Origin of the sequence: Janibacter sp. A1S7 (assembly GCF_037198315.1) — a bacterium.
GTDB classification, from domain to species: domain Bacteria; phylum Actinomycetota; class Actinomycetes; order Actinomycetales; family Dermatophilaceae; genus Janibacter; species Janibacter alittae.
The window spans coordinates 2799212-2812724 of sequence record NZ_CP144913.1; the positions used below are offsets into that span (position 1 = coordinate 2799212).

Sequence of the window (13513 nt, forward strand, 5' to 3'; positions counted from 1 at the left end):
CAAAGTCGGGCCCGGCCCTGCCGGTCAGCCGCAGATGTCCTGATCGGCTGTGCGGGTCTCGATCTGCGTGGGTGCCGGCGGGGCGTGCACCCTCGCCTCCGGGAGCGGCGCATCGCCTTCCCTGTTCGGCACCTCCTCGGCGTTCGGGGCGCCCAGCCCCAAGGAGACCTGGACGGTTCTGACGGGCAGCTCCTCGTCGACCTTCAGCCGGGCACCGTCGTAGGCGGCGGCAACGGTCCTCGCAGCGGCCGCCTCCCCCACCGCGTGGGTGACGGTGACCCCTGCGGTCTGGCCGGTCGGAGGCGCATTGACCACCGAGGCGCGGAAGCCCTGCGCATCGAGCGACACCGCCTCCTGCGCGGCCAGCCCCGCGGAGCGGGTGTCGTTGCGCACCTTGACGCTGATCTCTGACGGCGCCACGGTCAGCTCGGGCTCCGTCTGCCCACCCTGCTTCTCCTGACCGGGAAGGACGGTGTCGTCGCGCACCGCCGCCCAGAGGGCGTCGGCCGCGGGCTGGTCCCACTGGACCCGGTTGGGGTCGGCCACGTAGGGCTCGGTGGGCACGGTGATGAACGTGAGCTCGTCCATGCCCAGGTCCTTGACGCTCCTGGCGATCGAGAGCATCTTCTTCAGGCCCAGGTCCTCGTCGGCGGTCATCGACTTCGTCGCCGCGTCGAGGAAGGAGTACAGCCGATCCGGGCGCAGCAGCAGCGAGGTGCGCGTGGCCTCCTGTGCCATCGAGGACATGAAGGCCTGCTGTCGCTCGATGCGCTCCAGGTCCGATCCGTTCCCGAGCGTCTTGCGCATCCGCACGTAGCCGAGCGCGTCGTGGCCGTCGAGACGCTGCTCGCCGGCGGGCAGGTCGATCTGGGCGTCCGGGTCGTGGACCGGCCGCGGCAGGCAGACGTCGACCCCGCCCAGACCGTCGACCATCGACTGGAACCCGCTGAAGTCGATGACGGCGACGTGGTCGACGAAGACGCCCGTCAGGCCCTCGAGGGTCTTGACGACGCAGGCGGGCCCGCCCTGGTTGAAGTTGGCGTTCCACTGGCGCATCTCGCCGCTGACGACCGTCGAGCTCGGGTCGGCGCAGTCGCTGGGCGCCATGGTCATCGAGTCGCGCGGGATCGAGATGACGTAGGCGGACTCCCGGTCTGCGGAGATGTGCACGAGCAGGTTGGTGTCCGAGTTGGCCCCGTCCTCGGTGTAGGTCCCGTACTCGTCCGTCCCGATCCCCTCTCGGGTGTCGGATCCGATGACGAGGATGTTGAGGTCGTGGTCGATGTCCTCGGGACGGTCCTCGCTGCCGGAGGCGATGTCGACGCGACCGATGTTGCCGTCGAGGTGCAGGGCCGTGGCCACAGCGAGGGTGGCGACGAGGGCGACGACGAGGCCGGCCCCGACGAGGACCCGCCGGCGGTTGCGAGTGCGCCGTCGGAGGCGCTCTTCGCGCCTGACCGACCGGCTCGTCCCACGTCTGTCGTCTCGCATCGAAGGGACACAATAGCCCCTCGGCCCGCACCGGACGGACGAAGGCCCCCACCACGTGGTGGGGGCCTTCGTCGAAGCGGTGGAATCACCGCATCAGGTGAACGTCGTCTCAGACGGGACGAACGCCCTCGGCCTGCGGACCCTTGGGGCCCTGGGTGATCTCGAACTCGACACGCTGCGCCTCGTCCAGGGTGCGGTAACCCGTGGTGTCGATGGCGGAGTAGTGAACGAACACGTCGGGGCCCCCGCCGTCCTGGGCGATGAAACCAAAGCCCTTCTCAGCGTTGAACCACTTAACTGTGCCCTGTGCCATGGGGTGAATCTTCTTTCCTGTTGAACAATCCGGTTCCGCCGGTTGCGGTCCCTTGCGAGCTGCAACGCTCCCCTCAGCAGAGGAACACGCCTCCGGTAACACTCGGGACCCGACCGTGGCCGGGCCCATTCGCATCGTGCGAGAAGTTCTGTCATGCAACTACGGATGCGACGCTACCAGCAATACCGCTCCCATGACGCATCAGCGCACGAGAGCGTCGATGGCCTCCACGTAGCCCCTGACTCCGCGGCCGACGACCACGCTCGCTGCGACGGCACTGATGTAGGAGTAGCGGCGGAAATCCTCACGTGCATGGACATCCGAGATGTGCACCTCGACCACGGGTGCGGCGACCGCCGCGAGCGCGTCGCGGATGGCCACGGAGGTGTGCGTCCAGCCCCCCGCGTTGACCACAAGACCGGCAGCGGAGTGGCGCACCTCGTGGATCGCGTCGATGAAGACGCCCTCGTGGTTGGTCTGCCGGAAGTCCAGGTGCAGGCCGAGCTCGTCGGTTCGCGCCCGACACATCGCCTCGACGTCGGCGAGCGTCTCGGGACCGTAGATCTCCGGCTGACGCTCGCCCAGCAGGTTGAGGTTCGGGCCGTTGAGGACGACGACGGTGGGTCGGGGGATCACCTGCGCAGCGTAGCGAGGGCACGGCGGGGTGGAGCGAGCGGAGGGCGTGGGATTCGAACCCACGAGACGGTTGCCCGCCTAGCGGTTTTCAAGACCGCCGCACTAGGCCACTATGCGAGCCCTCCCGGCCGTCGCGAGGTGACGGCACGGTCAACGGTATGTCATGGCACACGCCGTCGCTGCGGCGCTCCCGTCGATCCGGACACACGAAGGGGGCACCCACCGGCACCTGGTGAGCGCACCCCTTCGTGCGGGTCGGGACCTCAGATGAAGAGGGCCGGGTCGGCGTAGAGCCGCTCCTCGGGGGTCATGGCAGGCATGTCGCCGAGCTGCGGGAAGCGGTACTGCGCCGGGATGCCCGTTGCGACCGCACCGGTCGGCACGTCCTTGACGACGACCGAGTTGGCGCCGACCTTGACCCGGTTGCCGACATGGACGTCACCCAGGATCTTCGCCCCGGCACCGACCATCACCTCGTCGCCGAGCGTCGGGTGCCGCTTGACCCTCCGACCGGAGGTGCCGCCGAGCGTGACGCCGTGGAAGAGCATCACGTCGTCGCCGATGACCGAGGTCTCGCCGATGACGACACCCATGCCGTGGTCGATGAAGAAGCGGCGGCCGATGCACGCGCCGGGGTGGATCTCGATCCCGGTGACGGACCGCGACACGTAGGCGAGCAGCCTCGCGGGCCAACGCAGGTGGCGCCGCTGCCACCACCGGTGTGCGATGCGGTGCAGCCAGATCGCGTGCAGACCGGCAGAAGTCAGCAGCACGACCCACCGCGAGGTCGCAGCGGGGTCGTGCTCCAGGGCCGCGGTCAGGTCCTCACGGATCGTCTCGCGGATCAGTAGGTGCGAAGTCACGTCAGTCGGTCAGACCTTCGAAGAGCGGGGTGGACAGGTAGCGCTCACCGTACGAGGGAATGATGACGACGACGGTCTTGCCGGCGTTCTCCGGGCGACGCGCGACCTGGTCGGCGGCGGCCAGGGCCGCCCCGGACGAGATGCCGACGAGCAGACCCTCGTCGGTGGCAGCCCTGCGGGCCCAGTCGAAGGAAGTCGGGGCATCGATGTCGATGACCTCGTCGTAGAGGTCGGTGTCCAGGACCTCCGGGACGAAGTTCGCCCCCAGACCCTGGATCTTGTGCGGGCCGGGCTCACCGCCGTTGAGGACCGGTGACTCCGCGGGCTCGACCGCGACGAGCCGGACATCGGGGTTCTGGGAGCGCAGGTAGCGACCGGCGCCGGTGATGGTGCCGCCGGTGCCGATGCCGGAGACGAGGATGTCGACCTTGCCGTCGGTGTCCTCCCAGATCTCCGGCCCCGTGGTCTTCTCGTGGATCGCGGGGTTGGCCTCGTTGGCGAACTGCTTCGCCTGCACGGCTCCGCGCTCGGCCGCGATCTCCGCAGCCTTGTCCACCGCCCCCTTCATACCCTTCGGGCCCTCGGTCAGGATGAGTTCGGCACCGTAGGCGCGCAGCAACGCCCGCCGCTCCTTGGACGCCGTCTCCGGCATGGCCAGGACCACCGTGTAGCCACGGGCCGCGCCGACCATCGCCAACGCGATGCCGGTGTTGCCCGACGTCGCCTCGACGATCGTGCCGCCCGGCTTCAGGTCACCGGAGGCCTCGGCCGCGTCGATGATCGCCGCCCCGATGCGGTCCTTGACCGAGCTGGCCGGACTGTAGAACTCCAGCTTCGCTGCGACGGTGGCCTCGGACTCGATGATGCGGTTGATCCGCACCAAGGGGGTCCGGCCGACGAGCTTCGTGGCGTCTTCGTAGATGGGCAACGCGGGTCCTTCCATCGGGGGTCGAGAAGATGCCGCTCCTGCACGGCCATCTCGCCCAGGAACGAACGAGACGTTATGTGTATTCCAACATTCCGTTATTCGCGCCCGCAAGAGCGTCTCGCCCCACGGGGACGAACCCTCCCTTCGCCTCGGGCGTGGGCGAGATCCGCACGAGGTGACGAGGGACGCACCACTGTCGATCACCACTGCGGCACATGCTCACTAGACTGCCCTGCATGTCTGCCCTCCAGATCGTCGCGATCATCCTCGGGGTCGGGATCACCATCGTCGGATGGGGCCTGCTCGCTCGAGCCGTCAAGCACTTCGTCACCCTCTTCAAGCTCGGCCAATCGACCCCGAGCGGCGAGCGGACAGCGGACCCGGGGGCACGCACGGCCACGCTGCTGCGAGAGTTCCTCGGCCACACCAGGATGTCCCGCCTGCCGGTCGTCGCCGTCGCCCACTGGGTGACGATGATCTCGTTCGGGGTCCTCTTCCTGACTCTGGTCCAGGCGACGGGGCAGTTGTTCGACCCGCACTTCGTCATCCCGTTCATCAGCACGTTCTTCCTCTACGAGTGGATCACCGAGCTGTTCGCGATGACCGGCATCATCACGATCCTCATGCTGATGGCCATCCGTCAGAAGCAGCACCCACGCTCCGCTGCCGGCGAGGACGGCCGTCGCTCCCGCTTCTTCGGCTCCACCTTCTGGCAGGCCTACTACGTCGAGCTGACGATCCTCGGCGTCGGCATCTGCATCGCCCTGCTGCGCGGCATGGAGTACGCGCTGATGAGCAACACCGGCGACACCGAGCACGCGTCGCTGCTCCACTTCCCGCTGACCGCGTGGCTCGGCTCGCTCTTCACCGGCATGTCCGTGGAGGCGCTCGAGACCGGGATCGTCGTCGTCGCGCTGATCAAGCTGATCATCTCCTACGCGTGGATGATCACCATCTCGCTCACCCCGACGATGGGTGTCGCCTGGCACCGTTTCCTCGCGTTCTTCAACATCTACTTCAAGCGCCACGCCGACGGGCGCACCTCGCTGGGTGAGCTGCAGCCGATGATGGTGGACGGCAAGCCGTTCACCATGGAGTCGATGGAGGAGATGGACGAGGACTCCACCTTCGGCGTCGGTCAGGTCGAGGACTTCACCTGGAAGGGCCTGCTCGACTTCAGCACCTGCACCGAGTGCGGCCGCTGCCAGGACCAGTGCCCGGCGTGGAACACGGAAAAGCCCCTGTCACCGAAGATGATGATGATGGCGCTGCGCGACCACGCGCACGCCAAGGCGCCCTACCTGGCTGCCGCCGAGGGCGTCTCCGGTGCACTGCCGTCCGCCGGCGGTGCCCGGTCGCAGACCAAGACCGGTGCTGTCGCGCTGGCGGACGCGCCGACCGAGGCCGACGGCTCCGTCGCGACCGCCGAGCCGGACGCGATCAACTGGGGCGAGATGGCCCTCATCGGACAGACCGGGTACGACCCGGAGCACCCGCTGACTGCGTACAACCCGCACGGTCCGGACGTGGTCATCGACGAGGACGCACTGTGGTCATGCACCACCTGTGGCGCCTGCGTCGAGCAGTGCCCGGTGGACATCGAGCACGTCGACCACTTCGTCGACATGCGCCGATACCAGACGCTCATCGCGTCGGCCTTCCCGAGCGAGCTGGGTGGCCTGTTCAAGAAGCTCGAGTCGAAGGGCAACCCGTGGGGCATGGGCGCCAAGGCGCGCATGGACTGGGCGAAGGACCTCCCCTTCTCCGTCAAGGTCTTCGGGGAGGACGTGGAGTCCGCGGACGAGGTCGACTACCTCTTCTGGGTCGGCTGCGCCGGCGCCTACGAGGACCGCGCGAAGAAGACGACCCGTGCGGTGGCCGAGCTCTTCGACCACGCCGGCGTGGACTTCGCGGTCCTCGGCAACGGCGAGACGTGCACCGGTGACTCCGCCCGCCGCGCGGGCAACGAGGTGCTGTTCCAGATGCTCGCGGAGCAGAACGTCGAGACCCTCAACGACGTCGGCGCGACGAAGATCGTCGTCACCTGCGCCCACTGCTTCAACACGATCAAGAACGAGTACCCGCAGCTGGGCGGCAAGTACGAGGTGGTGCACCACACGCAGCTGCTCAACCGCCTGGTCCGCGAGAAGAAGATCGCGCCGGTCAACCGTCCCGATGGCCCCCGCAAGTCCTCCCTCAAGGACGTGGCGTCGACCGGTCCATCGGTCACGTACCACGACCCCTGCTACCTGGGACGTCACAACAACGTCTACGCCCCGCCGCGCGAGCTCATCAGCGCCCTGCCGGGCGTCGAGCTGAAGGAGATGGAGCGCACCAAGGAGAAGTCCTTCTGCTGTGGCGCCGGTGGCGCCCGCATGTGGATGGAGGAGAAGCTCGGCTCGCGGATCAACCTCAACCGTACCGAGGAGGCCATCGCGACCGGCGCCGACCGGATCGCCGTGGGTTGCCCCTTCTGCCGCGTGATGCTCTCCGACGGGCTGACCGCCAAGCAGTCCGAGGGCGCATCGGATGACATCGAGGTCGTCGACGTCGCCCAGATGCTGCTCGCCTCCATCAAGAAGACCGAGGCCGGGAGCGACGGCCAGACCGAGTCCGAGGAGCAGTCCGAGGCCGAGCCCAAGACCGCCGTCCCCGCCCCGACCGAGGGCACGGAGGCGAAGGGGGCGACCCCCGCCCCGCCGAGTGGGACCGAGACCGCCAAGACCGCCGCCGCGGTCGAGGAGGCAGGCGAGGACCCGAAGTCCGTCGAGGGCCAGGAGACCGTCGCCGACAAGAACTCGGCTCCCTCCTGGGAGACCGACGCGTCGACTCCGGCTGAGTCCACGGCCCCGACCAACGACTCAGCCGCCGCCAAGAACGCCGCCCCCTCCTGGGAGACCGACGCTTCTGCTCCGGCGGCTCCGTCCGCCGAGACCCCGACGACGTCCGAAGACTCTGTCGCGGCCAAGAACGCCGCCCCCTCCTGGGAGACGGGTGGCACCGCTGCCGCAGGTACCGGTGCTGCCGGCGCTACGTCCTCCGAGGACGAGGCACCGGCCGAGGAGACCCAGGCCCCGCCGTCCGAGGCCACCGAGGCACCGGCGGCCGAGGAGACCGAGGAGGCGCCGTCCGTGGCCGCTCAGGCCGAGGAGACCGAGGAGGCGCCGTCCGTGGCCGCTCAGGCCGAGGAGACCGAGGAGGCGCCGTCCGTGGCCGCTCAGGCCGAGGCACCTGCGACCGCCACGGACGACAGCGACCTTGCCGCCAAGAACGCCGCTCCCTCCTGGGAGTCCGGCACTCCAGCACCTGCCGCTCCGGCGACCGAGTCACCGGCGCAGGAGTCGGCACCTGAGGCGCCAGTCGAGGAGGCACCCGTCGAGGAGGCACCGCAGGAGCAGACCGCCCCCGAGGCGGAAGCCCCGCAGGACGAGGACACCCCGGCCGACCAGCCGGAGGCCGAGACCCCGAAGGCGGAGGCACCCGCGGCCGAGAGCGACCTTGCCGCCAAGAACGCCGCTCCCTCCTGGGAGTCCGGTGGCGCCGCTGACACCGGTGGCACCGCTGACGCAGGTGCCGATGCTGGCGCTACGTCCTCTGAGGACGAGGCCGCCGAGGCACCGTCGGCCGAGGCTACCGAGGCACCGGCAGCCGAGCAGTCAGCTGCCCCGAGTGCTCCGGCCGCCGCGGACGAGAGCGACCTTGCCGCCAAGAACGCCGCTCCCTCCTGGGAGTCCGGCACTCCAGCACCTGCCGCTCCGGCGACCGAGTCACCGGCGCAGGAGTCGGCACCTGAGGCGCCAGTCGAGGAGGCACCCGTCGAGGAGGCACCGCAGGAGCAGACCGCCCCCGAGGCGGAAGCCCCGCAGGAGCAGACCGCCCCCGAGGCGGAAGCCCCGCAGGACGAGGACGCCCCGGCCGACCAGCCGGAGGCCGAGGCCCCGGCGGCCGAACCGGCGGCTCCCTCCTCGGACGACCCGCACCTGTCCGACCTGGCAAAGAAGAACGCCAAGCCGTCCTGGGAGTGATACCGGACCACCGACGGCGAAGGGGGCTGCGCACCACGGTGCGTGGCCCCCTTCGCCGTCCTCGGACCGACCCATCGGGTGCATGCTTGGGACATGGAATGGACCACGCACCCGGTCACACCCGACCGGTTCGAGGACTTCGGCGACGTCATCAACCCGCGTCGCCGCCAGAGCCACTGCTGGTGCCTGTCCCACCGCCTCGCCGCACCGCAGATCGAGGAGCTCGGCGAAGGCAGCCGAGAGCAAGCCGCGCGGCGACTGTGCGAGCGCGACGTCCCTCCGGGTGTCGTGACCTACCTCGACGGCACGCCCGTGGGGTGGTGCAACATCGGCGCCCGCACCGACATCCCGAGGCTGGTCCGTTCGACGAAGATCCACCCCGTCGACGACGTCCCGGTGTGGAGCATCATCTGCGTCGTCGTCCGCAGCGGGCACCGCAAGAAGGGGGTGACCCGCCACCTCATCGACGGCGCGGTCGAGTTCGCCGCGTCCCACGGCGCACCAGCAATCGAGGCCTACCCCGTTGACCCGCAGGGACGGATGGACCTGACGATGGCCTTCGTCGGGACGAGGTCGATGTTCGAGAGCGCCGGCTTCGAAGTCATCGGCAGCACGGACGCCGTCGCCTCGAAGATGCCGCGCCTGGTGATGCGCCGGACGCTCTAGCCATTCCGAGCGCCGGGATCAGCTGGGCAGCACGACCCGGTCGCCGGGGCCTGCGAACCCGACGTCGACCGGACAGCGGTCAGGTGCCTGTACGCCTTCTTGACCGACCGGTCAAACAGGACGATCATGGAAGGACACGATCCGCCTCAGGCGCGACGGATCCCAATCCATGAAGGTGGGATGCTGTGATGCACAAGTGGACTCGATGGCAGGACTGGGTGGCCCTCGTCGCCGGTGCGGTCGCGTTGCTCGCCCCTCTGGTCGCCACGACCGACACACGCACGACGTGGACGATGGTCATCCTCGGTGGACTGACCGTGCTCGCGTCGGCCTACTCCCTCTACACCCCCGGTGAGCGGGACACGATGAGCGAGGGGTCACACGCCGTCCTCGGGGTGCTGCTCTTCATCGCCCCATGGGTCATGGGCTTCGCCGCCATGAGCGGCCTCGCCTGGACCGCGTGGGTCACCGGTGTCGTCACGTTCATCGTCGGCGTGATGGCGCTCCCCCAGGTCAGCGCTCGCACACACCGCCCGGCCGCCTCGCACTAGGCGACGCGGTGGGCACGTCGGCCTCGCGCCGTGATCGCATCCTCGACGCGGCCGAGGAACAGTTCGCCGGTGACGGATTCGCCGCCACCGGCACCACCGCGATCGCGGACGGGGCCGGCGTGCCCAAAGGCCTGGTTTTCTACTACTTCCCGCGCAAGATCGACATCCTTCGAGCACTCCTGGCCGAGCGCCTCCCGTCCCATCCCCTCTGCGAGCCGACCGAGGTGACTCGGCACGGCGACCCCGTTGCCTCACTCGTCGGGCTCGCCCGCACGCTCGGGCTGGGACGGCACGAGTCGATCGTCCTGCGCACGATCATCTGGCGTGAGTCCGGGACCCACCCTGAGGTGCGTGAGCACCTGAAGGTCCTGCGCGAGAACGTCCTCGAGCTCACCGAGCAGGTCCTCGACGCCGCGATCGAGCACACGATCGACCCCGTGCTGCGCCGCCAGGCCGCCCAGACCTTCGTCGCCGTGGTGATGGACGAGGCAAACACGCAGCGCTTCGAGGGCACGGGCCCCGACGTCGCCGGCGCGGCTCGAGTCATCAGCAGCGCGCTCACCTCCGACCCGGCCTGACCGACCGACCGGCCCCGGTCAGTCGAGCCCCTCCGCCTCGAGGAAGTCCGCGGCAACCTGGTCCGGGTCCTTCTTCTCCACGTCGGTCTGCCGCAGCATCTCCTGCAGCTTCTCGGTGGTCAGCTTCGTCGAGACCTCGTCGAGGGTGTCGGCGACCTGGTCCTCGACCTCCGCGCGCACGAGCGGCACGACGTTCTGGCTGCCGTAGAGCTTCTTCGGGTCGTCGAGGACCACGAAGTCGTTCTCGACGATCGCGGGATCGGTGCTGAAGATGTTGGCCGCGTCGATCTGACCGTTGACCAGCGCGCCACTCATCGACTGCCCCGGCTTGAGCGCCCGGAAGTCACCGAAGGTCACCCCGTAGGTCTTCTCCAACCCCGGGATGCCCTGCGCGCGCTCCTTGAACTCGGCCGGGGCACCGAGCGTCATGTCGCCGGCCACGCCCTCGAGGTCACCGATGCTGGTGAGGTCATCGGACTCGGCCGTCTCCCGGGTGACGACGATCGAGTCCTTGTCCTCGGCCGCGGACTTCTCGAGCACGGCCATGTCCTCGGGCAGCAGCTCCTGCAGGGCCGCGTAGGTCTTGTCCGGGTCGACTTCGTCGAAGTCCTTGTCGTAGTACAGCGCCAGCGCACCCGTGTACTCGGGCATGACGTCGACCGAGCCCTCCTCGAGTGCCTTGAGGTACACCTCGCGGGAACCGATCCCGGTCTTGGTCGAGGCGTCGACGTCGTCGGCCTTGAGCGCGCCGGCGTAGATGTTCGCCAAGAGGATCGACTCGGAGAAGTCCGCGGAGCCGACGACGACCTGACCGCCGGACCCACCCCCTTCGTCGGAGGAGGACGAGGCGAGCGGGTCGCCGTCGCCACCACCACAGGCGGAGAGGCCGAGCGCGCCCGCGCAGGCGATCGCGATCAGTGCGGGGCGAAGGGAGCGGGACGGGATCATGCGGTGCCTCCTGCTGGAGTGGGGTCGGTTGTTGGGCGACGGACACGACGGGTGCGTCCCGTCAGTCCCGGAGAGACGATGTATCTCCCCAGGAGGGCGAAGGGGGCGTCCAGGGCCAGCGCCAGGAGCGCCACGAGGAGCGCGCCACCGGCCGTGCTCACGTAGTCGGAGATCGCCAGCCCGTCGATGAGGTAGCGGCCCAGCCCCCCGAGTCCGACGTAGGCGGCGATCGTGGCGGTGGCGACGACCTGCAGGACCGCGGCCCGGATCCCGGAGATCAGCAGCGGCAGGGCGATCGGCATCTCGACCGAGCGCAGCACCTGTCGACCGGTCATGCCGATGCCGTGGGCGGCATCCAGCGCTGCGGGATCGACCGCCTCCACACCGGAGTAGGTGCCGGACAGGATCGGGGGGACCGCGAGGAGCACGAGGACGGCGATGCTCGGCACGATGAAGGCGGAGGCTCCCGGCAGCAGCGGCAGCAGGACGAGGGTGAGCGCGAAGAGGAGACCGAGCGTGGGGATGGCCCGGAGCGCGTTGGCGACCGTGACCATCCATCGTCCCCGGCCGGTGTGCCCGATCCAGAGCCCGGCCGGGATGGCGATCAGACCGGCCAGGGCGATCACCAGGAGCGTGTACGCGATGTGCTCCAGAAGGCGCGCGAGGATGCCACCCTCACCGGACCACTCCTCGGGGCTGAGCAACCACTGCAGGATGTCGACGATCACGCGCTGGCCCCCTGCTGCACGCGCCGCCACGGGGTGAGCGTGTGCTCCGCCAACCGGATCAGCAGGTCGAAGGCGACCGCCAGCAGGACGGAGGCGAGGATGCCGGCGAGCAGTTCGCCGGCGATCTTGCGGTTGAAACCGTCGATGAGCAGGTCACCGAGCTGGTCGACGCCGATGAGCGAGGCGATCGAGACCATGCTGACACTGCTCACCGCCGCCACCCGCAGGCCGGCGGCGATCACCGGGACGGCCAGCGGCAGGTCCACCCCGAAGAACCGCCGCACGGAGGTGTATCCCATCGCCGTGGCCGAGCGCGCGACCTCATCCGGCACCGAGGTCAACCCGTCGACGACGGAGCGCACGAGCAGGGCGATCGTGTAGATCGTCATCGCCACGACGACGTTCAGCGGGTCGAGGATGCTGGTGCCCAGGACGAGCGGCATCAGCACGAAGAGCGCCAGCGACGGGATCGTGTAGAGCAGCCCCGACCCGGTGATGAGGATGCCGCGCAGCCATCGGGTCCGGGTGGCCAGCCAGCCGACCGGGATCGCGATGACCAGCCCGAGCAGCAGCGGCACCCCGGAGAGCCAGACGTGCTGCAGGCCCAGGGATTTGATGTCGTCCAGGTGGTCGAGGATCCACTCCATCAGGGCCTCGCGCCGCTCGGTGCCTGCTGCCGGTCCCTGGATTCGATGACCTCCAGCACCTCGGTCGCGAGGCAGGTGCCCACGAGGACGCCGTCGTCATCCACGACGACACCGCGCCGGCTGGGCGAGGACAGGGCTGCATCGAGTGCCCCGCGTAGCGGGCCGTCCACCGTGGCCAGAGTGCCACCGAGGGCGAGGTCCTCCTGGGTGACCGCGTCATCGGCGTCCTCGGGGCGGGCCCACCCGAGGGGATGACGCCCCTCGTCGGTGACCAGGACCCAGCCGTCCGAGTCCGCACTACTGCCCGCGGTGCCCACCGGGGTACCGATGACGACCGTCGCCTCCTCGTGCAGGGGGTACTCGGCCGCGTCGAAGCCCAGTGCGCGGTAGCCGCGGTCCTTGCCGAGGAAGTCGGCGACGAACGCATCCGCGGGCGAGGCCAGCAGGTCCCGTGGTGTGGCCATCTGGGCGAGCACTCCCCCGGTCCGCAGCACCGCCACGTGGTCGCCGAGCTTGATCGCCTCGTCGATGTCGTGCGTGACCATGACGATGGTCTTGCCGAGTTCGCCCTGCAGGCGCAGGAACTCGTCCTGCAGCTGCTCGCGCACGACCGGGTCCACGGCAGAAAACGGCTCGTCCATGAGCATCACGGGAGGGTCCGCGGCGAGCGCGCGGGCGACACCGACCCGCTGCTGCTGCCCCCCGGAGAGCTGGCTGGGGTAGCGGCTGCCGACTGCGGGATCCATACCGACCAGCTCGAGCAGCTCGCGCGCGCGGGCGATCGCCGTCCGGCTCTTCTCGCCGAGCAGCAGCGGCACCGCGGCGACGTTGCGCTCGACGGTGTGGTGCGGGAAGAGGCCGCCGTGCTGGATGACGTACCCGATCCCACGACGCAACTGCGCCGGATCCATCTCGTGGATGTCGGTGCCATCGATGCGGATGGTGCCGGAGGTGGGGTCGACCATCCGGTTGATCATCCGCAGGGTGGTCGTCTTGCCGCATCCGGACGGGCCGACGAGCACGGTGATGGCCTGGTCCGGTGCGCTCACGCTCAGGTCATCGACCGCGAGCGCCCCACCTGGGAACCGCTTGGTCACGCCCTTCAGCTCGATCATGCGCTGCTGCTTCCTGTCGGGTGG

At 69.3% G+C, this 13513-nt stretch carries 13 protein-coding genes and 1 tRNA gene; 4 read left to right on the forward strand and 10 right to left on the reverse strand.

The window, feature by feature from the left end:
• Positions 1-24: 24 nt before the first annotated feature.
• The 6 genes from V1351_RS13545 to cysK all read right to left on the reverse strand — a co-directional run bounded on the left by V1351_RS13545 (position 25) and on the right by cysK (position 4231).
• Positions 25-1491: an LCP family protein gene (locus tag V1351_RS13545; RefSeq protein WP_338748723.1), complete on the reverse strand. Its 1467-nt coding sequence runs from the start codon at positions 1489-1491 to the stop codon at positions 25-27.
• Positions 1492-1600: 109 nt separating this feature from the next.
• Entirely contained in the window at positions 1601-1804 is a 204-nt protein-coding gene (locus V1351_RS13550; protein ID WP_185991445.1) for a cold-shock protein, read from the reverse strand.
• Positions 1805-2005: 201 nt separating this feature from the next.
• A complete protein-coding gene (gene aroQ / locus V1351_RS13555) occupies positions 2006-2437 on the reverse strand; it encodes a type II 3-dehydroquinate dehydratase (protein WP_338752549.1) in 432 nt (143 codons plus the stop codon).
• A gap of 41 nt (positions 2438-2478) precedes the next feature.
• Positions 2479-2565 (reverse strand) — tRNA-Ser (locus V1351_RS13560).
• Between the two features lie 138 nt (positions 2566-2703).
• A complete protein-coding gene (cysE, locus tag V1351_RS13565) occupies positions 2704-3303 on the reverse strand; it encodes a serine O-acetyltransferase (RefSeq protein ID WP_338748724.1) in 600 nt (199 codons plus the stop codon).
• 1 nt (position 3304) lies between these two features.
• On the reverse strand, positions 3305-4231 hold the full coding sequence (gene cysK / locus V1351_RS13570; protein WP_338748725.1) for a cysteine synthase A: 927 nt from the start codon (positions 4229-4231) through the stop codon (positions 3305-3307).
• A 236-nt stretch (positions 4232-4467) separates the two neighbouring features.
• Here cysK and V1351_RS13575 point away from each other — a divergent pair, with 236 nt between their 5' ends.
• From V1351_RS13575 to V1351_RS13590, 4 genes are all read left to right on the forward strand, one after another.
• Complete coding sequence (locus V1351_RS13575; protein ID WP_338748726.1) at positions 4468-8256, forward strand: heterodisulfide reductase-related iron-sulfur binding cluster; 3789 nt, start codon at positions 4468-4470, stop codon at positions 8254-8256.
• A 93-nt stretch (positions 8257-8349) separates the two neighbouring features.
• Complete coding sequence (locus V1351_RS13580) at positions 8350-8922, forward strand: GNAT family N-acetyltransferase (RefSeq protein ID WP_338748727.1); 573 nt, start codon at positions 8350-8352, stop codon at positions 8920-8922.
• Between the two features lie 188 nt (positions 8923-9110).
• Positions 9111-9473, forward strand: coding sequence for an SPW repeat protein (locus tag V1351_RS13585; protein WP_338748728.1), 363 nt, complete (start codon positions 9111-9113; stop codon positions 9471-9473).
• A gap of 8 nt (positions 9474-9481) precedes the next feature.
• Positions 9482-10051 (forward strand): TetR/AcrR family transcriptional regulator, encoded by a 570-nt coding sequence (locus tag V1351_RS13590; protein ID WP_338748729.1) that lies wholly within the window; start codon positions 9482-9484, stop codon positions 10049-10051.
• Between the two features lie 18 nt (positions 10052-10069).
• Here V1351_RS13590 and V1351_RS13595 read toward each other — a convergent pair whose 3' ends face one another.
• Genes V1351_RS13595 through V1351_RS13610 form a run of 4 tightly spaced genes read right to left on the reverse strand, consistent with a single transcriptional unit; the run spans position 10070 to position 13489 of the window.
• Positions 10070-10999 carry an ABC transporter substrate-binding protein gene (locus V1351_RS13595; protein ID WP_338748730.1) on the reverse strand — a complete coding sequence of 310 codons (930 nt, stop codon included), beginning with the start codon at positions 10997-10999 and terminating at the stop codon, positions 10070-10072.
• Entirely contained in the window at positions 10996-11757 is a 762-nt protein-coding gene (locus tag V1351_RS13600) for an ABC transporter permease (protein ID WP_338748731.1), read from the reverse strand. The genes V1351_RS13595 and V1351_RS13600 overlap by 4 nt, the downstream gene beginning before the upstream one ends.
• Complete coding sequence (locus V1351_RS13605) at positions 11724-12374, reverse strand: ABC transporter permease (RefSeq protein WP_338748732.1); 651 nt, start codon at positions 12372-12374, stop codon at positions 11724-11726. The genes V1351_RS13600 and V1351_RS13605 overlap by 34 nt, the downstream gene beginning before the upstream one ends.
• Positions 12374-13489, reverse strand: a complete 1116-nt coding sequence (locus V1351_RS13610; RefSeq protein ID WP_338748733.1) for an ABC transporter ATP-binding protein — start codon at positions 13487-13489, stop codon at positions 12374-12376. Before V1351_RS13610 ends, V1351_RS13605 begins: the two co-directional genes overlap by 1 nt.
• Between the last annotated feature and the right edge of the window lie 24 nt (positions 13490-13513).

Bases quoted from the DNA above. Each gene is read 5' to 3' on its own strand.
- V1351_RS13545 (WP_338748723.1), bottom strand. From the start codon at position 1,491: ATGCGAGACGACAGACGTGGGACGAGCCGGTCGGTCAGGCGCGAAGAG.
- V1351_RS13550 (WP_185991445.1), bottom strand. From the start codon at position 1,804: ATGGCACAGGGCACAGTTAAGTGGTTCAACGCTGAGAAGGGCTTTGGT.
- V1351_RS13575 (WP_338748726.1), top strand. From the start codon at position 4,468: ATGTCTGCCCTCCAGATCGTCGCGATCATCCTCGGGGTCGGGATCACC.
- V1351_RS13595 (WP_338748730.1), bottom strand. From the start codon at position 10,999: ATGATCCCGTCCCGCTCCCTTCGCCCCGCACTGATCGCGATCGCCTGC.
- V1351_RS13585 (WP_338748728.1), top strand. From the start codon at position 9,111: ATGCACAAGTGGACTCGATGGCAGGACTGGGTGGCCCTCGTCGCCGGT.
- V1351_RS13580 (WP_338748727.1), top strand. From the start codon at position 8,350: ATGGAATGGACCACGCACCCGGTCACACCCGACCGGTTCGAGGACTTC.
- V1351_RS13605 (WP_338748732.1), bottom strand. From the start codon at position 12,374: ATGGAGTGGATCCTCGACCACCTGGACGACATCAAATCCCTGGGCCTG.
- V1351_RS13610 (WP_338748733.1), bottom strand. From the start codon at position 13,489: ATGATCGAGCTGAAGGGCGTGACCAAGCGGTTCCCAGGTGGGGCGCTC.